The 23,403-nt window shown below is 68.6% G+C and carries 35 protein-coding genes and 1 tRNA gene; 29 read left to right on the top strand and 7 right to left on the bottom strand.

Annotated elements, in window-relative coordinates:
• Nucleotides 1-80: 80 nt before the first annotated feature.
• Genes ACRAKH_RS09590 through ACRAKH_RS09580 form a run of 3 tightly spaced genes read left to right on the top strand, consistent with a single transcriptional unit; the run spans nt 81 to nt 1,635 of the window.
• Nucleotides 81-455 carry a hypothetical protein gene (locus tag ACRAKH_RS09590; protein WP_380723338.1) on the top strand — a complete coding sequence of 125 codons (375 nt, stop codon included), beginning with the start codon at nt 81-83 and terminating at the stop codon, nt 453-455.
• On the top strand, nt 452-1,312 hold the full coding sequence (locus ACRAKH_RS09585) for a bifunctional DNA primase/polymerase (RefSeq protein WP_380723337.1): 861 nt from the start codon (nt 452-454) through the stop codon (nt 1,310-1,312). The genes ACRAKH_RS09590 and ACRAKH_RS09585 overlap by 4 nt, the downstream gene beginning before the upstream one ends.
• Nucleotides 1,309-1,635, top strand: a complete 327-nt coding sequence (locus ACRAKH_RS09580) for a hypothetical protein (RefSeq protein ID WP_380723336.1) — start codon at nt 1,309-1,311, stop codon at nt 1,633-1,635. The genes ACRAKH_RS09585 and ACRAKH_RS09580 overlap by 4 nt, the downstream gene beginning before the upstream one ends.
• Nucleotides 1,636-1,680: 45 nt before the next feature.
• Here ACRAKH_RS09580 and ACRAKH_RS09575 read toward each other — a convergent pair whose 3' ends face one another.
• The 3 genes from ACRAKH_RS09575 to ACRAKH_RS09565 form a co-directional block, all read right to left on the bottom strand.
• On the bottom strand, nt 1,681-2,025 hold the full coding sequence (locus ACRAKH_RS09575; RefSeq protein ID WP_380723335.1) for a hypothetical protein: 345 nt from the start codon (nt 2,023-2,025) through the stop codon (nt 1,681-1,683).
• A 319-nt stretch (nt 2,026-2,344) separates the two neighbouring features.
• On the bottom strand, nt 2,345-2,563 hold the full coding sequence (locus ACRAKH_RS09570; RefSeq protein WP_380723334.1) for a helix-turn-helix transcriptional regulator: 219 nt from the start codon (nt 2,561-2,563) through the stop codon (nt 2,345-2,347).
• Nucleotides 2,553-2,816: a helix-turn-helix domain-containing protein gene (locus ACRAKH_RS09565; RefSeq protein WP_380723333.1), complete on the bottom strand. Its 264-nt coding sequence runs from the start codon at nt 2,814-2,816 to the stop codon at nt 2,553-2,555. Before ACRAKH_RS09565 ends, ACRAKH_RS09570 begins: the two co-directional genes overlap by 11 nt.
• A 104-nt stretch (nt 2,817-2,920) precedes the next feature.
• On the opposite strand from ACRAKH_RS09565, the gene ACRAKH_RS09560 reads away from it, so the two are divergent.
• Nucleotides 2,921-3,505 carry a hypothetical protein gene (locus tag ACRAKH_RS09560; protein ID WP_380723332.1) on the top strand — a complete coding sequence of 195 codons (585 nt, stop codon included), beginning with the start codon at nt 2,921-2,923 and terminating at the stop codon, nt 3,503-3,505.
• Between the two features lie 19 nt (nt 3,506-3,524).
• Nucleotides 3,525-4,694, top strand: coding sequence for a tyrosine-type recombinase/integrase (locus ACRAKH_RS09555; RefSeq protein WP_380723331.1), 1,170 nt, complete (start codon nt 3,525-3,527; stop codon nt 4,692-4,694).
• A 121-nt stretch (nt 4,695-4,815) separates the two neighbouring features.
• Here the strand turns inward: ACRAKH_RS09555 and ACRAKH_RS09550 are convergent.
• The 4 genes from ACRAKH_RS09550 to ACRAKH_RS09535 form a co-directional block, all read right to left on the bottom strand.
• Nucleotides 4,816-4,916, bottom strand: a tRNA-OTHER gene (locus tag ACRAKH_RS09550).
• A 274-nt stretch (nt 4,917-5,190) separates the two neighbouring features.
• Nucleotides 5,191-6,264, bottom strand: coding sequence for a YaaC family protein (locus ACRAKH_RS09545; protein ID WP_380723330.1), 1,074 nt, complete (start codon nt 6,262-6,264; stop codon nt 5,191-5,193).
• Nucleotides 6,265-6,309: 45 nt separating this feature from the next.
• On the bottom strand, nt 6,310-7,242 hold the full coding sequence (locus tag ACRAKH_RS09540) for an NAD(P)-dependent oxidoreductase (protein WP_380723329.1): 933 nt from the start codon (nt 7,240-7,242) through the stop codon (nt 6,310-6,312).
• A 49-nt stretch (nt 7,243-7,291) separates the two neighbouring features.
• Nucleotides 7,292-8,140, bottom strand: a complete 849-nt coding sequence (locus tag ACRAKH_RS09535) for a GntR family transcriptional regulator (RefSeq protein ID WP_380723328.1) — start codon at nt 8,138-8,140, stop codon at nt 7,292-7,294.
• A 186-nt stretch (nt 8,141-8,326) separates the two neighbouring features.
• On the opposite strand from ACRAKH_RS09535, the gene ACRAKH_RS09530 reads away from it, so the two are divergent.
• The 24 genes from ACRAKH_RS09530 to ACRAKH_RS09415 all read left to right on the top strand — a co-directional run bounded on the left by ACRAKH_RS09530 (nt 8,327) and on the right by ACRAKH_RS09415 (nt 23,351).
• Nucleotides 8,327-8,692, top strand: coding sequence for a hypothetical protein (locus ACRAKH_RS09530; protein ID WP_447009751.1), 366 nt, complete (start codon nt 8,327-8,329; stop codon nt 8,690-8,692).
• Nucleotides 8,692-9,132: a hypothetical protein gene (locus ACRAKH_RS09525; protein WP_447009750.1), complete on the top strand. Its 441-nt coding sequence runs from the start codon at nt 8,692-8,694 to the stop codon at nt 9,130-9,132. The genes ACRAKH_RS09530 and ACRAKH_RS09525 overlap by 1 nt, the downstream gene beginning before the upstream one ends.
• On the top strand, nt 9,132-9,602 hold the full coding sequence (locus tag ACRAKH_RS09520) for a DUF3307 domain-containing protein (RefSeq protein WP_447009749.1): 471 nt from the start codon (nt 9,132-9,134) through the stop codon (nt 9,600-9,602). The genes ACRAKH_RS09525 and ACRAKH_RS09520 overlap by 1 nt, the downstream gene beginning before the upstream one ends.
• Nucleotides 9,599-9,874 (top strand): hypothetical protein, encoded by a 276-nt coding sequence (locus ACRAKH_RS09515; RefSeq protein ID WP_447009748.1) that lies wholly within the window; start codon nt 9,599-9,601, stop codon nt 9,872-9,874. The genes ACRAKH_RS09520 and ACRAKH_RS09515 overlap by 4 nt, the downstream gene beginning before the upstream one ends.
• Nucleotides 9,875-9,891: 17 nt before the next feature.
• Nucleotides 9,892-10,056, top strand: a complete 165-nt coding sequence (locus ACRAKH_RS09510; protein WP_447009747.1) for a hypothetical protein — start codon at nt 9,892-9,894, stop codon at nt 10,054-10,056.
• Nucleotides 10,057-10,061: 5 nt separating this feature from the next.
• Nucleotides 10,062-10,526 carry an NUDIX domain-containing protein gene (locus ACRAKH_RS09505; RefSeq protein ID WP_380730623.1) on the top strand — a complete coding sequence of 155 codons (465 nt, stop codon included), beginning with the start codon at nt 10,062-10,064 and terminating at the stop codon, nt 10,524-10,526.
• A gap of 94 nt (nt 10,527-10,620) precedes the next feature.
• The gene (locus ACRAKH_RS09500) at nt 10,621-10,863 is read left to right on the top strand and encodes a hypothetical protein (protein ID WP_380730587.1); all 243 of its coding nucleotides are present in this window, start codon (nt 10,621-10,623) and stop codon (nt 10,861-10,863) included.
• Between the two features lie 235 nt (nt 10,864-11,098).
• On the top strand, nt 11,099-11,245 hold the full coding sequence (locus ACRAKH_RS09495) for a hypothetical protein (RefSeq protein ID WP_447009746.1): 147 nt from the start codon (nt 11,099-11,101) through the stop codon (nt 11,243-11,245).
• Between the two features lie 46 nt (nt 11,246-11,291).
• Complete coding sequence (locus ACRAKH_RS09490; protein ID WP_380730591.1) at nt 11,292-11,546, top strand: hypothetical protein; 255 nt, start codon at nt 11,292-11,294, stop codon at nt 11,544-11,546.
• Nucleotides 11,547-11,643: 97 nt separating this feature from the next.
• Nucleotides 11,644-11,817, top strand: coding sequence for a hypothetical protein (locus tag ACRAKH_RS09485; RefSeq protein ID WP_380730593.1), 174 nt, complete (start codon nt 11,644-11,646; stop codon nt 11,815-11,817).
• Nucleotides 11,818-11,858: 41 nt separating this feature from the next.
• Entirely contained in the window at nt 11,859-12,026 is a 168-nt protein-coding gene (locus ACRAKH_RS09480) for a hypothetical protein (protein ID WP_380730595.1), read from the top strand.
• Between the two features lie 106 nt (nt 12,027-12,132).
• Nucleotides 12,133-12,297 carry a hypothetical protein gene (locus tag ACRAKH_RS09475; RefSeq protein WP_380730597.1) on the top strand — a complete coding sequence of 55 codons (165 nt, stop codon included), beginning with the start codon at nt 12,133-12,135 and terminating at the stop codon, nt 12,295-12,297.
• Nucleotides 12,290-12,592 carry a hypothetical protein gene (locus ACRAKH_RS09470; protein ID WP_380730599.1) on the top strand — a complete coding sequence of 101 codons (303 nt, stop codon included), beginning with the start codon at nt 12,290-12,292 and terminating at the stop codon, nt 12,590-12,592. Before ACRAKH_RS09475 ends, ACRAKH_RS09470 begins: the two co-directional genes overlap by 8 nt.
• Nucleotides 12,589-13,692 (top strand): hypothetical protein, encoded by a 1,104-nt coding sequence (locus ACRAKH_RS09465; protein ID WP_447009745.1) that lies wholly within the window; start codon nt 12,589-12,591, stop codon nt 13,690-13,692. Before ACRAKH_RS09470 ends, ACRAKH_RS09465 begins: the two co-directional genes overlap by 4 nt.
• A 4-nt stretch (nt 13,693-13,696) precedes the next feature.
• Nucleotides 13,697-15,958: an ATP-binding protein gene (locus ACRAKH_RS09460; RefSeq protein WP_447009744.1), complete on the top strand. Its 2,262-nt coding sequence runs from the start codon at nt 13,697-13,699 to the stop codon at nt 15,956-15,958.
• 235 nt (nt 15,959-16,193) lie between these two features.
• Nucleotides 16,194-16,367, top strand: a complete 174-nt coding sequence (locus ACRAKH_RS09455) for a hypothetical protein (protein WP_380730372.1) — start codon at nt 16,194-16,196, stop codon at nt 16,365-16,367.
• A gap of 277 nt (nt 16,368-16,644) precedes the next feature.
• Nucleotides 16,645-17,235, top strand: a complete 591-nt coding sequence (locus ACRAKH_RS09450; RefSeq protein WP_447009743.1) for a hypothetical protein — start codon at nt 16,645-16,647, stop codon at nt 17,233-17,235.
• A 101-nt stretch (nt 17,236-17,336) separates the two neighbouring features.
• Entirely contained in the window at nt 17,337-18,890 is a 1,554-nt protein-coding gene (locus ACRAKH_RS09445; protein WP_380728410.1) for a DNA cytosine methyltransferase, read from the top strand.
• 43 nt (nt 18,891-18,933) lie between these two features.
• A complete protein-coding gene (gene ssb / locus ACRAKH_RS09440) occupies nt 18,934-19,383 on the top strand; it encodes a single-stranded DNA-binding protein (RefSeq protein WP_380728408.1) in 450 nt (149 codons plus the stop codon).
• A 103-nt stretch (nt 19,384-19,486) separates the two neighbouring features.
• A complete protein-coding gene (locus ACRAKH_RS09435; protein WP_380728405.1) occupies nt 19,487-20,392 on the top strand; it encodes a bifunctional DNA primase/polymerase in 906 nt (301 codons plus the stop codon).
• Entirely contained in the window at nt 20,389-20,745 is a 357-nt protein-coding gene (locus ACRAKH_RS09430; protein ID WP_380728403.1) for a hypothetical protein, read from the top strand. The genes ACRAKH_RS09435 and ACRAKH_RS09430 overlap by 4 nt, the downstream gene beginning before the upstream one ends.
• Nucleotides 20,742-21,983 carry a DUF3631 domain-containing protein gene (locus ACRAKH_RS09425; protein ID WP_380728401.1) on the top strand — a complete coding sequence of 414 codons (1,242 nt, stop codon included), beginning with the start codon at nt 20,742-20,744 and terminating at the stop codon, nt 21,981-21,983. The genes ACRAKH_RS09430 and ACRAKH_RS09425 overlap by 4 nt, the downstream gene beginning before the upstream one ends.
• On the top strand, nt 21,980-22,210 hold the full coding sequence (locus tag ACRAKH_RS09420; RefSeq protein ID WP_380728399.1) for a helix-turn-helix domain-containing protein: 231 nt from the start codon (nt 21,980-21,982) through the stop codon (nt 22,208-22,210). Before ACRAKH_RS09425 ends, ACRAKH_RS09420 begins: the two co-directional genes overlap by 4 nt.
• Entirely contained in the window at nt 22,194-23,351 is a 1,158-nt protein-coding gene (locus ACRAKH_RS09415) for a site-specific integrase (protein WP_380728397.1), read from the top strand. The genes ACRAKH_RS09420 and ACRAKH_RS09415 overlap by 17 nt, the downstream gene beginning before the upstream one ends.
• Nucleotides 23,352-23,403 lie beyond the last annotated feature (52 nt).

The following is a 23,403-nucleotide window of genomic DNA, read 5'->3' as shown; positions in this document are numbered from 1 at the left end:
CACCGGTACCGAGCTTTGGGCCGTTGAGCCGATGACGGGTGGTGAGCAGGCGTGGCAGCGCCTCAGGGTGCACGGCGAGCGTGCTTGACGAGTTGGGCCGGTGGTTGGGGGTGACCAGGGACGAACTGCTGTTCAACGCTTGGCTGAGCAGCGTCAACACCGAGTTGGCACGCTACATCGTTCGGCTGATGGACGAGAGCGCGCATGCGTCTCCTCCGCCGTCCGGACCGGGTGGTGAGATGCGTGGCGCCCTCGATCTGGCCGAGGTCGAGGCGGCACTGGCCTTCGACCTCGCCGAGGTGGCCAAAGCCATCGCCTTGAAGGCCACCGGGCAGCCATATCCCCGGCGAGGAAGGAAGCAGGCGGGTGGTCCGCTGGCCCGACCTGACCTACCGGCCTTGGCTGCTGCGGTTGACGGGGTCCAGCGCGCGACCGGCGGTTCGGCTGCCCCATGATCAAGAAGCAGCCCGCCGGCGCGCCCCATACCGTCCGACTGCGTTCCCGCAGGTTCGGCAGCGCGGCCAAGCTCGCCAGCTTCCACTCCGATTATGCCTTGGCCAAGGCGATGGGCGTCAACCGGTCCACCGTGTCACGGGTGATGCACGGCGCGCTCCAGCCAGGCCCCGCCTTCATCGCCGGTGCCTTGGTCGTGCTCGTGCCAATGCAATTCGACGACCTGTTCGAAGTCGTGCCGGTCACCGCGGGTTCGCCATCGGCTCCTACGCCCCTGGCAGATGACGCGGCGCTACGCAGCACCTCGAATGTTTCCGGTGAGATGGGAGCAGCGTTGGAGTACGCCGCACTCGGCTGGCCAGTGCTGCCGGGAGCCGTGTGGCGCGGTGGTCGGTTCGTCGACCCCGACGACGGTCAACCCACCACGGGTGCCGTATTGCGTCCCGTCGAAGCAGCCACGACCGATCCCGGTGTGATCCACCAGTGGTGGACTGCGGCAGGTGGTCAGGCACCAGCGGTGCTCACCGTTACGGGGGCGAACCTCGGTGCAGTGTCCGTGCACCAGTCATTGGCGAAGGACATCACCGATCACCCGAGGTTCAGCTCCAAGCCGACACCCGTACTGGCTCTACCCAGGGCTCCGCTGGCCTACTTCCTGATCGAACCGCCGTTCCCGTTGGTCTTGGCATGGAGGAAGGTGCGCGCGCTGCGGAGCGGGTCGCCGCTGCCCTTGCCGCCGACGGTGATCGGCGAGACGGCAGCGTCATGGCTGGTGTCCCCCGAAGAGACCGGGCACTGCCTGCTGCCCGGAGGCGAACTCGCCAACATCATCAACGACCTGAGAAGGGGCAGCACGTGAGCGAGCCGGTGCACATCAGCTCGGAGCACAGGACCGACGACGGGTTCGATGTGTTCGTGAACGAACTCGTACGGGAAAAGGCGCCGCGACCGTTCGCCATCGTCGAGGAGTACGGCGACCGCCAGTACGCACGCGTCGCGGGGTACGGCCTGGACTACGGCGACCGGGCCGGCGTCAACTCGGTCGAGGGTGACTTCCGCTTGGTGTCGGACAGCGCGGAGCGCGCCCTGATGACCTTCGAACTCAGCACGGGAGACGCCGAGGTGCGACAGCTGCACCTCGTGTGGCTGGGCGGCACACCGGCAGTCGCTCGGGAGAGGTAGGACGGGGCGGAGTGCTGAGCACTCCGCCCCGTCACGCTCCCGTTCTCATCGCATCTTCGCCCGGATCTGGAGGAGCAGTTCGTCGGTGGAACCCACCACGCGACGAACGAGGCCCAACAACCGCGCCGCGGCCTCCGGGTTGTCGGTGCCACCGGTCGCGTTGGTCGCCTTCGCCAACTGGTTCAGGTTGCCGCCCACGTTGGCCAGCACCCTGCGCTGCTCCTGCACCGCTGCCGCCAGAGCGGCGAAGGCGTCGCGGTCGAGCCGGGCTCCGCTGTTGCGGTGGGCGGCCTCGTCGAACGCGACCCGAGCGATCCACGCTCCCGCCCGCATGCCGTCCAGCGAAGCCGCGATCGTGATGGCCGCCCACTCGATGTCGGTGAAGGACACCGACGTACGCGCTCGGCGCTTCGCCGTCCCACTGGGCACTGCCTCGCGGTTGCCGAGCCGCACATCGCGGCCTGTGCCACGCCGGTGTTGCTCGTTGCTCACAGCACCCCTCCCCCGTTCCCGGCCCGCCGGCCAGAGGCGTGCACGGGAGGGCTGCTCGCCGAGCACAGCGGTTCGGATCGCGTGGCGACCTTGGTGCGAACTATCAGTTCGCACATATCTTGCTCTCCCTGGAGCGGCTCCCCAGGCAGTTCGAAGAGGTAGCGGAACTCGCCGTGCGCACCGCTCATGTGTCTGTCGAACTGTGTGAGCGACATCGTCAGTCCCCTGCGGACAGAGCACGAACGACCGACTCGGTGATGACCACGAGCCGCCTCCCGTACCTCGCCACCTTGGCCGGGAACTCGCCACGAGCGATGAGGTCGTACGCCTTGCTGCGGCTCATCCCGAACGCCAAGGCCGCCGTCGTGACGTCCACGGCGGGCGGCCAGGTCGCCTTGATCTCTGCCAGCGTCGGTCGGTTCTGCCTACTCCTCATCCCACTCACCTCCCCGCTGTTCGTGCTCAGCGAGGTGTGCGAGGAAGCTGTGGTAGGCCAGCATGTTGCGGCCGCGAGGCAGCCGGCTCCCCGCTTCCCAGCGGTGCACAGTGGACGCCGAGACCTCGCAGTCCTGTGCGACCAGAGCTTGGCTGAGACCCGCGTCGACGCGCAGCCGCCGCGCTCTTCCCGTCCGAATCCATGTCTGCAGCTCGGCGGATCGCTCCGCCCGAGACTGCCCCCCGGTAGTCATGTCATCGACGGTAGCATGCAAAGACATTGGCCATGCCGTGGCGATGGCATACCTTGGGTCGCACAAGACCGCAGAGATCGGAAGGGGGTGCGTATCGTTCTGCCGTGCCTCGCCTGCCGAAGAACTTCCGGATCGCTTGGGTGACCATCGACGAGTTGGCACCGATCGGCTACCTGGAGACGGGTCCGGACACCGCTGTACCGACCCGGTTCCAAGCCAACTTCGCGTTGGAGGAGCCGGACGTCGCGGCGACGATGGAGGTGTTCGTCGGCACCGACCTGCGGCCCGTGGTGCTGTCGGTGGCCGTGAAGGGCAAGGCCGCGGCGCCGGTTACCACGTCGGTGATGCGGCAGATCCTCGTCGACCAACTCGTGCGCGCTGCTGTCGAGAAGGCAACTGTGCCCGCCTCCGTGCGGGACGAGTGGCTGGCCACCTTGCCGCTCGGTGCGCAGGCAGTCGACCGTCGTGAAGCGTCTTCGACCGCGGACGAGCGCGTCCGCAACCAGGCCGACGACGACGCCCGGCGCGCGGCGCGGATCTACTCCGGCGCCGTGGCAGCCGGCAACAGGGCACCTGCGGTGGCCGTGGCCAACGTGATGAACAGGTCGCGGACGCAGGCGGCGCGGTACATCCGCAGGGCCCGGGAACTCGGATTGCTGCCCCCTCTCGGCTCATCGGAGGGGGCCTGAACTAAGGAGCTGCAAGCTCGTGGGTGACCCGATCAAGAAGATCGAGTTGAAGGACGGTACGACGAGGTACCGGTTCGTGATCGACATCGGGCGCGACCCGGCGACCGGCAAGCGTAGGCAGTTGACCAAGACCTACGACACCAAGAAGGAAGCCCGCGCCGAGTACGCCAAGGTCAAGCACCAGACCGACGAGGGGACGTTCGTCGGACCCGACAAGACCACGGTGTCGGCCTGGCTGGACACCTGGTTGAAGTCCACGACGGTCGACGTCGAGAAGGCCACCGCCGCCAACTACGCAGACGCGTTGCTGCCGGTGCGCGAGCGGCTCGGCGGGAAGCGGCTCCAAGACGTCACCGAAGAGGACGTGGACGAGCTGGTCAGCTGGATGCTCACCTCCGGTCGGAAGCGCGGCGGGAGGGTCGGCAGCGGGCTCAGCGTCCGGTCCGTGCAGCTCACACTGGGGCGCTTCAGGTCATCGTTGAACGTGGCGATGCGGCGCAGGTTGGTAGTCCGCAACGTCGCCCAGTACACCCAGATCCCGCGCGAAGCGCGGCGCAAGGCGGCGGCTGCGGCGGCCTTGCGAGTGCCTTGGAGTGAGATGGAGGTGAGACAGTTCCTCGCCGCGATCCGCGACCACCGGCTCCACGCGCCCGTGCTCCTGGCGCTGATCGGGATGCGGCCCGCCGAGGTCTGCGGACTCAGGTGGAGCGCCGTCGACCTCGACGAGGGGACGCTGTCGATCGAGCTGACGCGCACGCTGGTCGAGGGTGAAGTCGAGGAGAAGGGGCCGAAGTCGGAGAAGGGCAAGCGCAAGCTGCCTCTACCCACGCCCCTGCAGGCAGCACTCAAGGCGTTCAAGGCCAGGCAGGCCGCGGAGGCGATGAGAGCCGGTGAGCTGTACGAGCGGTCAGGGTTCGTGCTGGTCGACGAGCTGGGCCAACCCTGGAAGACCGATCGACTTCGGCGCGCGATTCACAAGCTGATGGAGCAGGCCAACGTGCGGAAGGTCCGGCCCTACGACGCTCGGCACGCCTGCCTGACCTACCTGGCGACGTCCGGTGTGCCGGACGTGATCGTGAGCGCCTGGGCGGGCCACGCGGACCTCAGCTTCACCAAGCGGGTCTACATCCACCCGAACGTCGAGCACCTGAGGCAGGCAGCCGATCAGCTCGGTGAACTCCTGGGCTGAAAGAAGCAGTACGAGCGTTCGTGAGAAATTGTGAGACGACGTGCCCGGAAACAGAATCAGGGCCTTGTCTCACCGTAGTGATCCAAGGCCCTGACCTGGGCTTTCGCCGTACTTCGACCGTCGGGACGACAGGATTTGAACCTGCGACCCCTTGACCCCCAGGCACTTTCCAGCGGGTTTCCACCACGGTCGATCAGGGCTTTGACCAGCACAAACAGTCCCCCGACGTCCATCGACGTCCGCACGGGTGCGCACCGTTTGTCACTCAGTTAGTCACCCAGTCCACCACGTGAACATCCACAGTGGACTAGCCTTGACCAGGCACAATGACGAACACTCTACTCGGGTGGGCGGCCGAACCAACACCTGATGGATGTGCGCCCCTGCCTGCTATCTGACCGGGCATCAAGTGAACCAGCCGCGGCTCCCGCCAGGCTCGGCCGGTGTTCTTCCAGAGGCCCGGACCACCAGCGGATCAGCGCTGGGATCGGAATCTCTAATTTGCCAAGCTCTCAATCACTTCACCCACTAGGCAGGGAACTTCTTCAAGTGCAAATTCCAGCAGCTGTTCCAGGCCTACGGCATGAGGGCTCATGTCAACGTTCAAATCATCCGTCCAGGCATTCGGCGCATACCGCGCCGTCATTGACAAATAAAATAGTGCCGCCCACCATGCGCATAGACGGTGTAACGTACGCCCTTGCTCAGGCAAAGTTGGATCCACCACATCGTCGAATGAGAAGTATGGTTTTCTCACGCCGAGTTCCCGCTCTAGGGCGGATCGATCCTCATCCGCAGGCGTGAAGTAGTCAGAATCTTTAACGGTTATTTCACCTTGCCTCGTCAGCGTCAACCAGCCTTTCCGACCGAGGCCGCTACCATTGTCAATGTTCCCGACTTCCCACTGGTCATTAAATTGCGGATAGAACCGGCGCAAGAACTCTCCAACTAGCGCCTGCATGTTCTGGGCTTGAAGTATTGACGCAGGGAGCCCGTTGATGCACAAAACATCAATTCCATTTCTGGTCGCAAACGCCTCAACGCTGACAGCCAGAGGCGCTGGCATGTCATTAAGCGATGCGAACATGGAACTCCCTCCGGAGTACGTGCGCGTGCGAGTTTCGTCCAATAATGCAAAGAGACTGCCCAATTTGATCTCTGTCGTGAGATCGGGACTATTTAGAATCCTTGCAATTGTGGGGTATGCCTCTTGAATTCTCCCCGTGCCGCGAACGACCATGTCGGTGAGACTCTGTCGTTCCCTGACCGGCGCGCGGTCGCGATCACTTAGGTTGGGAGCCTTCAGGCCGTGTCCTTGCAACTGCCAAGGGCAGGATCTATCCGGATTAGCTGCGGCTATTGCTCGACCTGCCTGGTAAATCCCGTAGTAAAGCAAAATTGGCTTAGATTCCATACCTACGGAAGTTGCCGCAGTATAAAGTTGTTCCGACTGCTCCAACGCTGCATTGAAAGTTCCACGTCGCGCATCATTTCCTAACACCGCTGGCGGTGGTGAAGACCTCATTCGCCGCAGGTACTGCCAATAAGTTTTCGAAGTGTTGAAGTACATGAATCTCCAATCAATGGAGCGGTCTCATCAGATGCCCCGTTGCGGTCACAGCGCGCCTTTCTCGGATTGCCGGGCAACTGTCCCGAGATTGATGAAACCAGCGATTCGCGCCGCCGCAACCTCGTAGCATAGGAGGTTGACACCTGGAACTGTCCGCGCCGAATGAGGGCTTACTATTACACCGGGACAGGACCATAGCGGGTGATCCTTAGGAAGCGGTTCAGGTTCGGTAACGTCCAAAGCGGCACGCAGGCGACCGCTTTCCAGTTCACCAACCAAGGCCATCGTGTCTACAATTTTCCCGCGCGCCGCGTTGACTAGTAGCGCACCATCGCTCATGGTCGCCAAGAACTCGGCGTTGACGAGTCCACGGGTCTTCTCAGTAAGCGGTGCGGCGATAACCACGATGTGATGCCCTGGGACCAGGTCCGGAATTTCGTCCGCTCCATGAACTCCGTCGCGCGGAGCGCTAGCGACGAGTGTGCAACTCACATCGAAGGCTGTCAATCTGCGGGCCACGGCTCGCCCGATGCTGCCAGCGCCTACGATCAGAACGCGTTTACCGTCTAGCGTGTCGGCGTTAAAGCGCCGATGTGCCCAAACTCTGGAATCTTGAAACCTCACCAACGCTGGCCACTGACGGTACTGGGTGAGGATTGCAGACAGCACCCATTCAGACACCGGGCCAGCATGGGCACCACGAGCGCTTGACAAGACCACACTATCGGGCACATGCTCCGCCCATTCGTCCACCCCCGCCGATAGGAGTTGAACCATGCCGAGGTTGGGTAGTTGTTCGACCAGCGGAATCGGTCGGTGGCTCCCTCGGTACGGCGGAAGCAGGATCTCAGACATGCGCTGTGTGTCTGTCAATACCGAAACGTTCGGGTCATAGGTGCACACCTCAACGCCGTTTAGGTCAGACAGCTTTTCCACGCCAACTTCGTCGTCGGGCTCGTTGCTAACGAGTACCTGCATCGCTTTCCCCTGAACTGTACGTCAGTTATTACGATCAACACCGCTGCGGTCAGCTGCTACCAGCCACGGACTTGACCAAATCTCGCGCCTGATCCTGCAATGGTGCTCCCGAGGCGCTGTTGTTAATCACGGAGTGCTCTACCGGTGGGCGGAAGTCCACGTCAATGGTCGCTAGATAGTCAGTCCAATTATCCAGCTTGGCTGCGTCGCGAGCCGCTCCACGGTGCCGAATGTAGGTATGCATAGTATCCGCATCGCAGTACACCCACACAATCGAAACTTTTGCTCGCATTTCCCTGCATGTCGCTTCAATTCGGTGCAGCCAAGCAATGTCTTTAAATTCTTTGATGAAGGGCGCTGTCACGATTGCACTGTTACCGCATTGAACGTTCTCCGTCAATGCATTGATGAGCGCTTCATACTCGCGCGGGCGAATGCGCGCCACGTACTCCTCCGACTCACGGTCGTGTGGCGAGCGGCCAAGGATTTCTAGCGCTGCCTCTACAACGGGCCGAGTGAGGGTGTCCTTGTCGAGCATCGGCCAACCGGTTTCGCGCGCCAGCACCCGGCCCAGTTCGGTCTTGCCGCTGCCTGCGTAGCCGCCGACAAGTAGAACTTGAGGCGTCTTCACTCGCACCTCGGTATGGGCTGCCTCGTCCGGTGCGTTGACGACGCGACCCGCCCGCGGCTTGCTGATGATGACGTTCTCGTCCACGAGAAGCTTCATGGCTTCGTTGATCGTGAAGACGCTGACGCCCCACTGCTGCGCCAGCTCGCGCGTGGACGGCAAGGACTGTCCGTCACGCAGTAGCCCAGCCGCGATCTGGTTCCTGATGTTCCGCGCCACCTGGTGGTGCAAGGACTCGCCACGCGAGACACGTGGAGTCTGGCCGGTCATGCTGCCTCCGGATCGCTCGACACAGACCAGAAGCATACCAGTGACCTAACACTGGACTGGCGGTCGTTTCCGCTGGTAGCGAGCGTGCGCACCCTCCCATGATGCCTAACAGTTGACTCGGTAACCATTCAACTGTTAGCTTCCTCCTGTCGCCGCTGTGGCGACGAGCACCTGGGAGGTTTCGAGATGGACGACGTGGCCAACTACCCGGATGGTCTGACCTCGGTAGTGGTTGAGCAGCTGTTGGACGCGCAAGTGTCGGTGGAGATCGCGTCGGCCGCGTTGACGTCGGGCCTGTTGGACGGTTCGGCGCGGGAGCGTCGGAACCGTCGGATCGCGGCCCGTGCGTTGCGGGGGATCACGCCGCGGTACGGCGTGTCGGTGGCGCAGGCGCAGGCGGAGTTGGAGGGGGAGTCGCGGCCGGTGGTCGTGGCGGCGGCGCTTCCGGCGCCGGTGTTCGGTGTGTCGAAGGGGAAGGGCCGTAAGGCGCGTCGCAACGCCGCGCGCCGGTCCGCGGCTCGTGCCGCGTCGATGTCGGGTCGGGTGGCGTGATGAGCCGGAACCTGGCGGGGTTGGCGGCGGTGACGGCCGTGGTGCTGGCCGAGCACGGCGGGTCGTTGGACGTGTGCGGGGTGGACGTGCGGGCGTATCCGCAACCTGTCACCGGGGCCGATGTGTCCATGCAGGTCGCGTCGCGTAGGGACTGGGCGGCCGATCTGGCGGGGGTGGCTCGCGCCGCGGTTGCCCTGGGGTTCGACTTCGTCCGGTTCTTCCCCGAGGACGGCTACGTCCGGGTGGCGGCGGTCGGCGAGATTTCCACGTCGGCGGGCACCGCGCGGGTGGAGGTGTGGGACCACCTGAACGGTGCCGACGTCGGCCGCGCCGAGCGGGTGCTGGGCATCACGCTGGACCGGGACGTCGACCCGGTGTTCGTGGCCGCGTCCGACGTGACGCGCCGGCTCGCCGTGATGGCCGAGGGGCGGGTGGCGTGATGCAGCTCGACACGATGGCGACGGCGGTGACGTTCGCGGTGACGCTGCCCGCGTTGCTGGTGGCGCACAACGTTGCCGACCACTGGGTGCAGAGCGACGCGCAGGCCGCGCACAAGAACCTGCGGTCGCGGGCGGGTCGGGTGGCGTGTCTGCGGCACGTGGTGTCGTACACGCTGGTGACGGCGGGGACGGTCGCGGTGTTGTGGTGGCTGCTGGACCTGCCGATCACCCCGGCGGGGTTCGTTGTCGGTCAGCTGGTGTCGGCGGTCACGCACTACTGGGCGGACCGGCGCCACACCCTGGCCCGTCTCGCCACGCTGACCGGTCACCGCGGGTTCTACGCGCTCGGCGCGCCGCGTCCTGACCACGACGACAACCCCTCACTGGGCACCGGCGCGTACGCGCTGGACCAGTCGTGGCACTGGTTGTGGCTGGGTGTCGCGTCGCTGCTGACGGCGGTGCTGCGGTGACGGCCGCGCGGGTCGCGGCGCGGGCCGCCCGGTACGCGGCGGCGGTGCTCGCGTTGGCGGAGCACTTCACGGCGTGCGTGCCGCGGACCGGTCCCGACGCCGTGGACTGGTGGCTGATCCTGGCCGACCTGTGGGGGGACGTGGCCCTGTACGCCGACGACCCGTTCGTCAACGACCGCGCCCACCAGGCCGCCGAGAACGCCGAACGCCACGCCGCCGAGCTGGCCGACACCACCACCGGCGCCGCCGACGGCATCGCGCCGGCCGCGTGAGCAGGGAAGGAATCGTCATGGAGTTCAAGTTCGACCCCAACTGCGTCAAGTGCGGCGGCACCGGCCGCTACGACGACTGGACCGAGACCACCGACGGCATGTGGTTCTCCGTGGACACGACCTGCGGGTGCCAGATCCCGGACCCCGCCAACACCGCCAAGAAGAACCGGAACGGGAAGTGAGCGCCATGAAGGACAACAACGCCGCCATCACCACCGACGTCCTGCTGTTCGCCCCCGACACCGCCGGGCAGTGGCACGTGCTGCTGATCGAGCGCGGCCACGCCCCGTTCGCGGGCCGGTGGGCGCTGCCCGGCGGCTACGTCGACCCGCACGAGACGTTCGCCGCCGCCGCCGTGCGCGAGCTGCACGAGGAGACCGGCGTCGCGTTCGAGGAGTGGAACCTGGACCGGGTCGGCATCTACGACACCCCCGGCCGCGACCCGCGCGGCCGTGTCGTGTCCGTGGCGTTCGCGGCGGTGCTGGACCACATGCCCGTCGCCGTGGGTGGCGACGACGCCCGCCAGGCCCGCTGGTGGCCGGTCACCGACGTGCTGTCGACGGACTTCGGGCCGCTGGCGTTCGACCACGACCAGGCCCTCGCCGACGCCGTGGACCTGTACATGCAGGCCGGCATCACCCTCGCGCACTGACTTCGCCCGGACCGGCGGCCCATCCCGGCCAAGGAACCGCCGCCGGTCCGGTCCACCCCGACAACCGCACGATCCGAAAGCGCGGGTACCGGTCATGAGCGCACCCACGGACGAGTCCGTGTCCCTGTCGCACGCCGTGGACGACACGGCGCGCCTGGTCCTGCTGGACAAGCCGGACCTCGGCGTCGTGGCGTTCCACCGGGCCGTGCGCGCCGAGCACGACCGCTCGACGCCCTACACGGTCCTGCACGCCGCGATCGTCGCCGCCTGGCGGCGCTACCGGGGCGACAAGCCCACCCACGACGTCGCCACCGGCCGCAGGCTCACCACCCCCTGAACCCGCCCGGACCTGGCCGTGAGGCCCGCCCCCGGCACGGACGTCGCGGAAGTCGTTGCGGCGCAACGGACCTTCGGTCCACATCCGCGTCGGCGACGCCCGACCGTGTAGTTCCCATCCCCACCTGCCAACGACCGACATCAACAACGGCACCGGCGAACGTCCGCCGCGACGACCTCCGGATCTGGCCGTTCCGACCACGTCGCACCAAACCCGATGGAAAGGCAGAACACCAATGGAGTGCCCGCAGTGCATGGGCGACGGCGTCGACCGCTGGTTCGCGGGAACGCCGTGCGAGGAGTGCGAGGGGTCCGGCGAGGTGGACCCCGCCGCCTACTCCGACGAGTGGGACGACGAGGACGACGACTACGAGGACGACTGACCTCAACGTCGGCTGCCGCACCGTCCACACCGGGAGGAAATCCGCCGTGAAGATCCGACTCGAACTGACTCCCGACGAGGTCGCCGCGGGCGCCGTCGAAGCCCTGCGGGAGATCTACGACGTGCACGAGGTCAGCCGTCCCTACCGCAACCGGGGCAACTCGGTGCTCGTCCGCGTCTACGTCACCGCCGCCTACCCGCCCGCCCCGCGGCCTGTCCGAGCCCGTGCCACCCGCACCGACCAGCCCACCCGGCGGACGCCGATCCGCCGCCCGGACACGCCCCGCGAACTGGAGCCGTAGCCCCGCGCCCGGATCGGCGGCCCATCCCGGCCAAGGAACCGCCGCCGGCCCGGTCCACCCCAACACCGCACCCGAGAGTGCGGGTGAGGAGTTCCCCGTGTTCCGCGCCCTGATCACCCAGTCCAGCGCCACCCACTGCACCGCGCCCACCGGCCGCAACGGCCGCCACTGCGGCCGGCGCAAGCGCGTCGGCCGGCTGGCCGACGGTCACACCTGCGGCAGCGAGGTCTGCCAGCTCTGGCACGCGGCCAAGACCAGCCAGACCTGGTGACACCCCACCCGCCATCCACGAACCGCACGAGAGGCCAGGCCATGAGCGACGACGGCAAGTGCAACACCGCGTGGGACGAACACCAGGGCTACCGCGACTCCGGACGGCACGGGGTCAACCCGTTGACCGGCAGCGCCTACGAGGTGTGGAAGTGCCAGTGCGGCACGAAGACCATCGACGTCTTCCCCCACTTGAAGAACCAGAAGTAGGCATCCACGATGCGCCCGGACCGGCGGCCCATCCCGGCCAGGAACCGCCGCCGGTCCGGTCCACCCCAACACCGCACCCGAGAGTGCGGGTCAGGAGAGATGAAGCATGTCGCGCACCAACACGGCGCACAAGTCGGCGGTGGAACCCGCCGCCCGCGCCGCATTCGAGTCCACCCACCCCGGCCGGTCCTGGGAGACCGCCCCGGCCTACCTGCGCGACCGGTTCCGCCTGGTCGAGCGGCAGCGGACGGGGGTCGCCGACGATGAGTGAGCGTCTGCTGACCGTGCCCGCCCCCGTGCTGCTGGTGGTCGCCGCCCTGGCCGTGGTCGCGGTGGTCGTGCTGTGGAAGCTGCTGATCACGGCGGGGCTGATCGGCCTGGCCCAGTGGGCCGTGATCACCCAGACCGACGACCCCACCGCCGTCCTGGTCGTGGTCGGCGTGCCCGCCCTCGTGCTGGCCGTCCTGCTGCGCCGCGCCACCGGGCGCGCCGGCCACCGCGCCGGTCGCCGCGCCGGACCGCTGTTCCCGATCCGTTCCGCCCGCCACGTGGAGGTGACCCGATGAGCACGACCGCCCTTCCCCTGCCCGGCCCCGACGAGTCCGACCCGTTCGCCGCCACCGTCGCCGAGCTGGAGCGCTACGTCGCCGCCTCCGCCCCCGCCTCCGTCCCCGACGAGCACCAGGACGACGGGCACCGCGACGTGCCAGCTGTGGGTGTGGCGCCGGTCGTCGCGGACACGCGGCGGGTGGCGCGGTTGTCCGCCGAGGTCGCGGAGGCGCACCGGCTGCTGGAGTTGCAGGGCGACACCGCGCCGCTGCTGGTGGACACCGCGCGGGTGCGCAAGGCGCTCAAACGGTCCCGTGAGGCCGCCCGCCTGCACGCCCTCGGGCAGAACCCGATGGCGCGGGCGTGGCAGGCCGCGCGGGTGCGGCTCGTGCTCACCGTCGTGGCCCTGGTGGCGCTGATCGGCGCGTTGGCGTGGTCCACCACCGGCGTGCACCACACCCTCACCATCGGCGTCCCCCGGTTCAGCGCGGCGTGGTGGGCCGCGTGGGCGGTGGAGCCGTTCGTGTCCGCGGTGCTGCTGGTCGTGGTCGGCGCGAAGGCGTTCCTGACCACCCGCGGGCACATCCTGCGCCACCCGCACCTCACCGCGGTCGAGTTCGGCGCGCTGGCGGTCACGCTGACGCTCAACGTCTGGCCCTACCTGCCCGGTGTGGCCGACGGCTTCCGACCGATGGCGCTGCTCGCCCACGCGATCGGCCCCCTGGTCGCGGTCGGCGCGGTCACCGTCATGCCGATCATCTGGGCCGGGTTCGCCGACCTCGACCACACCGCCCCCGCCCGCCCCGACACCCCGACAGCGGCGACCGACACCGCGCCGGTCCGACCGGCGTCGGCGAGCCCGGCCGGCACCCCGACCGGTCCGGTTCCGGTGATCGTCGCCGACACCGCCGACACCGCGATCGTTCAGGCACAACTGTCCGCGCGGGCCGCCGAACTGCTGCCCCGACTGCGGGCCGCCATCGCGGCCGGCGACCTGCCGCCCACCGCGTCGGCCAGCGCCATCCGCGCGCACCTGCGCTGCGGCAGCGAGTACGCCCGCGAACTGCGCAACGCCGTCACCGACCCCGCCCGACCGGCCCGACCCGAAACGAGGTGACCCGATGACCACCACCGCCCACGACCACGACGAGCACCAGGCCGACGACGCGGGCCGGGAGCACACCAACGTGGTGCACCTGCCGGTGCGTCCTGCCGCCGCCCCGGCCGACACGGTCGCGGGCACGGCCGGGCTGGAACCGGACGCCGCGCTCGTCGGTGAGCTGTTGACCGACGAGGAGTCCGCCGAGCTGGACCGCCGCATGGCGGCGCAGAAGGCACGAGCTCGCGCCGCCGCCGGGGCGGTGGTGGCGGTGGTGCGTACCGGTGTCACCCACGACCGCACCCGTCGCGTGGTGCGCGGGGTGGCGCGTAACGCGCTCTACGTTCCGGCCGGCGGTGCGGTGGTGGCGCGGCAGGTGTGGGAGGCGCACACCACCGCCCGCTACGAGCGGATGATGCGCGCCGCCGAGGCCGCGGGCGACTTCGGGGCGGTCGCGGAGTGGGAGGAGCGCCGCGCGCGGTTCCTCGCCGAGCGACACCGCCGCACGATGGCGTGGCTGCACGCGCCGGTCGCGGTGGTCAAGGCGGCGCTGGTCGCGCTGGTCGCGCTGGTCGGGGTGCTGGTGCTCGCCGGGGTGGTCCTGGCGGTCACCCGCGCCGAGCTGGCCGCGTTCCTGGCGCCGTTCCTCACCGCGTTCGCGGTGCTGTCCGGCGTGGTGACCGTGATCGACGCGGTGTGGGGTGCGGTGTCCGTGCTCGCGCCGTTCGCCGCCGTGGGGTACCTGTGGCACGTCGGACGTACCCGCACCACCCCTCCGGCGTGGGCGGCGGGTCGCACCGAGGACCGCCAGGACGTGCCGATCACCCCGTCGGTGCTGGTCACGGCGCTGCGTGACCTCGGCGTCGCGAAGCTGACCAAGGCCATCAAGGACATGGGCGACGCCGGAGCCGGGATGCTCGGGCTGATCCGCATCGCCGGGTGCGGGGTGGAGGTGGACGTCACCCTGCCCTCCGGTGTGTCCACGAAGGACGTCAAGGACAAGCGGCAACGCCTGGCGGAGAACCTGTTCCGTCACGAGCACGAGCTGTTCATCACCATCCCGCCGGCGGCGCGCACCGTGCGGCTGTGGATCGCCGACCCCGGCGCGCTGGACGAGCCGATCGGACCGTCCCCGCTGACGCTGGACGACACCCTGACCGCGGACATGTACACCGGGCGGGCGCCGTGGGGTCAGGATCTTCGCGGGGAGTCGGTGCTGCTCCCGCTGCTTCAGCGGCACCTGCTGATCACCGGTCTGTCCAACCAGGGCAAGACCGCCGCCCTGCGCGCGTTGGCGCTGTGGCTGGCCCTGGACCCGACGGTCGAGTTCCGCATCGCCGACCTGAAGGGCATCGGCGACTGGCACATGTTCGTCGGCCTGGCCACCGAGATGATCGCCGGCCCCACCGACGAACACGCCTGCGCCGCCACGCACATGCTGGAGAAGGGGGTCGAGGAGATGGAGCGCCGCCTGGCCGCCGTGGACCCCGACACCCACAAGAACGGCGTCACCCGCGACCTCGCGCGCGCCGGCACCGGCTTCCACCCGCTCGTGCTGATCGTGGACGAGGCACAGCAGGCGTTCATGAACGTCGCCATCGGCGACGACAAGCGGCCCTACGGCGGGCAGAAGAGCACCAGCCGCTACTTCATGGCCGCCCGCAAGATCCACAACCAGGGGCGCGCGGTCAACGTCATCCTCTGGCAGGGCACCCAGAACCCCACCGACCAGAACCTCCCCAAGCTCGTGCGCGAAGGCGCGCACATCCGCGCGTCCCTGGTGCTGGGCACCGAGGCCGAGTCCCGCATGGCGCTGGGCGACAAGGCCGTCAACGCCGGGGCCGCCCCCCACGAACTGCGCCAGGGCTTGGACAAGGGAACCCTCGTCGTCGCCGGTGACGGCGTCCCGCTGCCCCCGCAACAGGCCAGCATCACCGTGCGGACCCACTTCATCGACGGCGACGACGCCACCGCCATCGCCGACCGCGCCAAGACCCTGCGCGGCCGACGCGCCACCACCATCACCGAGGCCGCGCCCGCGCGCGACCTGCTCGCCGACGTCGCGCAGGTGATGGGGGAGGAGGTCCGGGTCCGGACCGAGGTCGTGCGCCAGCGCCTGGCCGAACTGGACACCGGCACCTACGAGGGCATGACCGCCGACGACCTGACCAAGGGCCTGGCCGACGACGGCGTGGAGCCCTACAAGTACAACGGCCGTATGCACCTGCGGCTCAGCGAAGTCCGCCAGGCAATCACACAACGTGACGAAGCTGCTGGGGAGTGAGCCGGGGAGAACCCTGGGGAGGCGCGCCACGGTTGGGGAGCACTCCCCAACCCCCTCCCTGGCCCGCCTCCCCAAGCGTCACCAGCGCCAACGCCACTTTGGGGAGCTGGGGAGCCCAACGGCCCCCACCTGCTAAAACCCCCTGAGAACCGCACTTCCGCATGGCTGGCCCGGCCTCCCCATGTCGCCCTCGCGCGCCCATGCGTGGTCACAGACAGTTACCGGAAGGTTCGTGATGGACAACGTCATGCACATCGCCGGCGACCTCGCCGTCATCGCCCACACCTGGGGTCTCACCAGCCGCCCGAAAGCCCTGTGCGGGGTGCGCATCACCGGCGCACCCGAGAACGCCCCGTTGTGCCAGACCTGCCGCAAGCGCGCCGGCTGGACCCACGACAAGCGCCACTAGCCCGCCGACCGGACCGAACGCCCAGCACAGCAAGGGGGGACGTGACATGTGCAGAACAGGCGGACGCCGCTGCGACGGCAGCCGGCACAGCAGCCGAGCCACCCAGACCACCCGTCAGCGGGTCTTCCGCGCCCGCAAAGCCCTACAGCAGGCCAAAACCAGCGGAGACCAAGACGCGATCGACGCCGCGCGACAACGCCTCGCCGACGCCCGCGCCGCACACCAGGAAGCCAAAAACACCATGCACCACAACGAAACCCCAGACCAGGCAGGGGACGTGACCCCACCCGCCGACGAACCCGCCCCGTCGCCCCGTGTCGCCGCGTTCATCGACATGCTGCAGGGCCTCGACGGCAGCCCCGGCCAGCGGCCGGCCGGCGCGGGTGCTCCCGACCGCGACCACCCCGCCGTGCGCTTCGGCCTCGTCCCGCCGCCAACCGCCACCGCAGGTCGACACAGGGACGTGACCCCGGCCGCCGACGAGCCGACCCGCACCGTGCGGGACGACGACGCACCCCGACCTCGCACCGACCACCGGCACGAGCGCACCGGGCACGACGACCGGCCGCGTGACACCGCCGCCGCGCCGACGGGCTTCACCGTCGTCAACACGAACTACGCCGCGCCGGGCGCCCACGTCGGCAGCCAACACGACGTCCTCGGCGACCCGGCCGGGGTGGACGCACAGGACGTCGCCGACCGCATCCGACACGCGGCCGACCGCCTGCAGCACGCCACCAGCCAGACGAACCGGGAGGGCCGACAGCCGAGCGGGCCGCGCACCACCCACAACGTCGCGTCCGGCAACGACCACGTCGACCAGCAGGTCGGCATCCGGTTCGGCGACGCCCACCACCACAACGACTAGCGCACGCCACAGAGCCGGTCGCGCCGGGGACGTGACCGACCACCGTCCCCGGCGCGACACCCCACACGTCCGCCGTCCCAGCTCACCTCAGGAGTTGCAGCATGCTGACCGTTACGGACCTGTTCTGCGGAGCCGGTGGCTCCGGTCTCGGCGCCACCACCGTGCCCGGTGTCGATCTCGTCATGGCGGCGAACCACTCGCCGCGCGCCATCGAGACGCACGCGGCGAACTTCCCCGACTGCGCCCACGACTGCGCCGACATCAGCCAGGTGGAGCCGCGCCGGTACCGGCGCACGAACATCCTGTGGGCGTCGCCGGAGTGCACGAACCACAGCGTCGCCAAGGGCCGCAAGCGCCGCTCGGACACCCTTCCGGGCACGCTGTCGCTGTTTGACGAGCCGGTGCCCGACCACGTCGCCGAGCGGTCGCGGGCGACGATGTGGGACGTGCCGCGGTTCGCCGAGGCGCACCGGTACGACGCGGTGATCGTGGAGAACGTGGTCGACGCCGCCGCGTGGCCGCCGTTCCACGCCTGGCTCATGGCGATGGACTCCTACGGCTACGACCACCACATCGTGTTCCTCAACTCGATGCACGCCCCCGCCATCGCCGCGCCGCGCGCGCCGCAGAGCCGCGACCGGATGTACGTGGTGTTCTGGCGCAAGGGCAACCCGGCGCCCGACCTGGCGGTGCGCCCGCTCGGCTGGTGCTCCACGTGCGACCGCCAGGTGGAGACGCGGCAGGCGTTCAAGGCACGGTCGAAGTCGTGGCCGCTGGCGCGGTGGGGCCGCTACCGGGCGCAGTACGTCTACGTGTGCACCACGGCCGGGTGCGGCCGGCAGGTCGAGCCGTACGCGCTGCCCGCCGCCTCCGCCATCGACTGGGCCACGCCGGGCGAACGCATCGCCGACCGCAACCGGCCCTTATCGGCCAAGACCCTGGCGCGCATCCGGGCCGGGCTCGCCCGATACGGCGCGCCGCAGCTCGTGCCGTCGGGCGGGACGTGGAACGAGGACGCCCAGCCGGTCTCGATGCCGTTCCGGGCGCGCACCACCCGCGAGAACGAGGGGCTGATCGTGCCGGTCGAAGGACGGCCCGGCAACGCCGCCGCGTCCGTGACGATGCCCATGCGGACGCAGACCACCCGGCACGAGTCCGCGCTCGTGGTGCCGTACTACTCGACCGCCGAGACCGCCCACCCGGCCGACCGGCCGATCGGGACGCTCACCACGCTCGACCGCTACGGGCTGGCGTTCATCGCCGAGCTACGCGGTGGCGGCAGCACCGCACGCGACGTCCGCGATCCACTCGCCACCGTCACCGCGTCGGGCAACCACCACATGCTCGTGCGCCACAACACCACCCGAGGCGGTGCGGGCCACCTGTCCACCCCGGTCCACGAACCGATGCGGACGCTCACCACCGCCGGCCACCAATCCCTCGTCGGCTGGTCCGACACGCCACCACGCGTGGAGGACTGCACCTTCCGCATGCTCACCGTCCCGGAGATCCAGGCCGCGATGGCGTTCACCCCCGACTACGTCGTCACCGGCAACAAGCGCGAACGGGTCAGGCAACTCGGCAACGGCGTCACCCCGCCCGCCGCCGAATTCCTCGTCCGCGCCGTCGCCCGCTCCCTAGGCCACGCCGCCTGACCCGCAGCACCACCAACAACCCCACTACGAAGGAGTAGCGATCATGGCTGGACTTCCCGAGGTCACCGTCGCCGGCACCCTCACCGGCGATCCCGAACTGCGCTACACGCAGTCCGGCATCCCGGTGTGCAACTTCACCGTCGCGGCCAACGACCGCCGCTACGACCAGCAGCAGGGCCGCTGGATCGACGGCGACGCCACCTTCCTCCGCTGCACGCTGTGGCGGCAGCCCGCGGAGAACCTGGCCGAGTCACTGAACAAGGGCGCCCGCGTCCTGGTCACCGGCACGCTGCGGCAGCGCTCCTACGACACCCCCGACGGAGAGAAGCGCACCGTCATGGAACTCGACGTCGCCGAAGTCGGCGCGTCACTGCGCTGGGCCACCGCCAAGCTGGCCAAGGCCGCCCGCACCTCCGTCCCGGCCCCGTCCGACAGCGCGTGGGACACCCGACCCGCCGCCACGAACCCCGGCGGCGACCAACCGCCGTTCTGAGGCTCGCCCTCCCGTGTCGACGTGCGCGCCGGTGCACCCAAACCCGACGCGCACGTCGACCCGCCATGCGGACCCTCCCGCCGAACCCTTGCAGGAGAACCTCATGCCCGACCACTCGTCACCCCTGACCTCGGCTCTCGACGCCGCCTCGCACGGCTGGCCGGTGTTCCCCCTGGACCCCGGCCACAAGACCCCGGCGATCAGACAGTGGGCACAGCGCGCCACCACCGATCACGCCCGCATCACCGGGTTCTGGACCCGCCACCCGCGCCACAACGTCGGCATCGCAACCGGTCCCGCGGGGCTGGTTGTGGTGGACCTGGACGTCGCCAAGCCCGGTCAGCCAGTCACGGCTGGCTTCAACATGGGGGCACGGGGCAGGGGGTCCGACGCGCTGGCCGCACTGGCGGAGCGGGCCGGCGCGACCGTCCCCGACACCCGTACCGTGCGCACGCCCTCCGGCGGCGCGCACCTCTACTTCCGGGCACCGGACGGCGCGGCGTTGCGCAACACCGCCAAGCGGCTGGGACCGCTGATCGACACCCGCGCGCACGGAGGCTACGTCGTCGCCGCAGGCTCGACCCTGCCGAACGGCACCTACGACCTGATCGCGGACCGCGAGCCCGCGATCCTGCCAGCCTGGATACACCGGGCACTGTCCACCAGGCCGTCCACGACGGCCTCAGAACGCCACCACGGCCCCACAGTGGCCCGGTCCGCCTATCTGGACGCGATCGTGCGCGGCGAGTGCGCCAAGGTCTCAGCGGCCGAATCAGGCAGGCACAACAAGACCCTGTTCCAAGCTGCCCTCACCCTCGGGCAACTGGTCGCGGGCGGCGAACTCGACGCCGCCGATGCTGCCGCCATGTTGGAGCAAGCCGCCCAGCACATGGTCGGCGGCGACTGCGACTGCACCCCCCGACAGATCACCGCGACCATCAGCTCCGGCCTGCGGCTGGGCGGCACCCGCCCGCGCCGGTTGACACCACGCGCCGGCAGGGCGGCATGACCGACCGGCCCGCCCACTTCGCCCACCCGCGCACACCACTGGTGGCGTTGGAAGGCGGACCGAAGCACCGCCGCTGGCTCTTCTACGCCGACTGGCTCGCACTTCGCGCCGCCAGCCGACGCGGCCGGTACCCGATCGACCACCCGTGCGCCTCCGAACGCCGCTACCTGCCCACCGACCGCCACGCCACCAACACCAACCCCGCCATCACCGACCGACACGGCGAAGCACGGATCTGGGAACACGTCCCGCCCGCCACCTGGCGGCACTGGGACCGCGAATACCTCACACCCGAAGAGACCAGCGCCGCCGACGGCGCCGACCACGACCACCAGAGGAGGGAAGCCGCATGACCGCGACGAACGGCGCTGAACTGCTGGACGAACTACACGCCGCACTGACCCGATACGTGGTGCTGCCGACGCCGGAGGCCGCCGACGCGGTCGTGCTGTGGATCGCCGCCACCCACGCGCAACCGGCCTGGGCACAGGCCCCGCGGCTGGTCATCCGGGGACCGGAGAAGCGGTGCGGCAAGTCCCGGCTGCTCGACGTGGTCGAAGCCACCTGCCACAACCCGTTCATCACGGTCAACGCCTCACCGGCCGCGATCTATCGGTCAATCACCGAAGACCCGCCGACCTTGCTGGTGGACGAGGCAGACACCATCTTCGGCCCCAACACCGGCGGCAACGAGGAGGTGCGCGGGCTGCTCAACGCGGGATTCCAGCGCAACCGCCCCTCCACACGCTTCGACGTCAACATCAACGACGTCGTCAGCCTGCCCACCTTCGCCATGGCGGCGCTGGCCGGCATCGGCAGGATGCCCGACACCATCGAAGACCGCGCCGTGGTGGTGAAGATGCGCCGCCGCGCACCCGGCGAGCGCGCCGACCCGTACAGGTTCCGGCGCGACCGCCCCGGCCTGCGGTCCATCGCCGAACGCCTGGCCCATTGGCTGCGCACCGACCTCGACGCACTCGAAATCCTGGAACCCGACATGCCGGTGGAAGACCGCGCCGCCGACACCTGGGAACCCCTGGTAGCCGTGGCGGATCACGCCGGGGGCACCTGGCCGAACCGCGCCCGCACGGCCGTCCTGGCGCTCACCGGCGAAGCGGCGATCAGCGACCAGGGCTCCATCCGAATCCGGCTGCTAATGGACTGCCGCACCATCTTCGGTCACCACAACGCCATCCCCTCCGCCTACCTACTCGACCAGCTCAAAACCGACCCCGAGGCACCCTGGACCACGCTGGGCAAGACCGGCATCACCGCCGCCAAACTCGCCGGAATGCTCCGAGAATTCGACATCACCTCAGGCAACATCCGATTCCCCGACGGAACCCAGGCAAAGGGCTACACACGTACCCAATTCGAGGACGCGTGGGCACGCTACTGCCCGCCGCCCGAGTCGGGGCCGTCCCAGCCGTCCCAGCCGTCCCCGCCCTGGTCAGAGCGGGACGGCAACCCACCGTGGGACGGCACGAGCCGTCCCACCAAAACCGGCCGTCCCAGCCTGACCAGCATCGGGACGGCTGGGACGGCTGGGACGGCCACCCCCCTCACCGGCGTCACCGGAGGTGCAGCATGACCGCGAAGAACACCGCCGTCACCGAAATGACCAAATACCTCTACAAAGTGTCCGAGGCCATGACGCTGCTCTCGCTGAGTCGGAGCCTGTTCTACGAGCAGATGCGCGCGGGCCGGATCAAGTTCGTCAAGCAGGGCCGATCCACATTCATCCCGGCATCGGCAATCAAGGCGTACGTGAAGCTGTTGGAACAGGAAGCGGGAGTGCGGTATGGCGAAACGGCGTAGCCGCGGGGACGGCGGTCTACACTGGGACGAGAAGCGTCAACGATGGATCGCCACCGCGACCATCGGTTTCAAGCCCAACGGCAAGCGCATCACCCGCAAGGCCAGCGGCAAGACCAAGACCGAAGCCAAGGACAAGCTCAAGGAGATCCTGCGCGACCTTGACGACGGGTTGGCCATCACGCCGCACGGCTACACCGTCAAGGACGCCGTCACCACGTGGTTGGACTACGGGTTGCGCGGACGCGATCCGGAAACGGTGAAGAACTACCGCTATCAGGCCGAAGGGCACATCATCCCGAACCTGGGAGCCCGGAAGCTGCGCGAGCTGACCGCCGACGACGTGGACGAGTTCCTTGCCGAACTGTCGTTGACGCTGTCCACGCGGACGCTGCGGCTGGTGTACTCGATCCTCAACCGTTCGGTGCGCATGGCGCAGGCACGCGACAAGGTTAAGCGCAACGTGGTGCCGCTGTGCGAGGTACCGACCGGGCAGGCCGGACGCCCGTCGAAAGCCCTCACGCTCGACCAGGTGGGCGGAGTGCTCGACGCGTCAGAGAACACGCCAATGTACGCCTACATCGTGTTGTCCCTGCTGATCGGCGCACGTACCGAAGAACTGCGCGCCCTGACGTGGGAACACGTGGACCTTGAGGGCAAGCCGAACGGCGACCCGGTCGTCTTGCCGTCCATCTCTGTGTGGCGGTCGGTTCGCCAGGATGGCGACACAAAGACCCGCAAGTCTCGGCGAACGCTGGCCATGCCGACGCGGTGCGTGAACGCGCTCAAGGCGCACCGCGTCTACCAGGATGCTCGGCGCGAGTTGGCAGGCACGCGCTGGCAGGAACACGGGCTGGTGTTCGCCTCGCAGGTCGGGACCGAACTGGACTCGCACAACGTCCGGCGCGCATTCCGGCGGGTGGTCAAAGCCGCAGGACTCAACCCGAAGGACTGGACACCTCGGGAGATGCGGCACAGCTTCGTGTCGGTGCTGTCCGCGTCCGGCGTACGGCTTGAAGACATCGCCCGACTGGTAGGCCACAGCGGCACGGCAGTCACCGAAGCGGTCTACCGACACCAGATCGTGCCCGTGATGGTCGAAGGGGCGACCGCGATGGACCGCATCTTCCCCAAAGCAAGTTGATCACGGCTGCAGATACAACGGCCCGCCGACCAAAAACGACCACTGGTCGGCG

The sequence above is a fragment of the Saccharothrix hoggarensis genome (assembly GCF_052936025.1).
The sequence above is the reverse complement of the archived record's forward strand: the minus strand, read 5'-3'. Positions and strand labels throughout refer to the sequence as shown.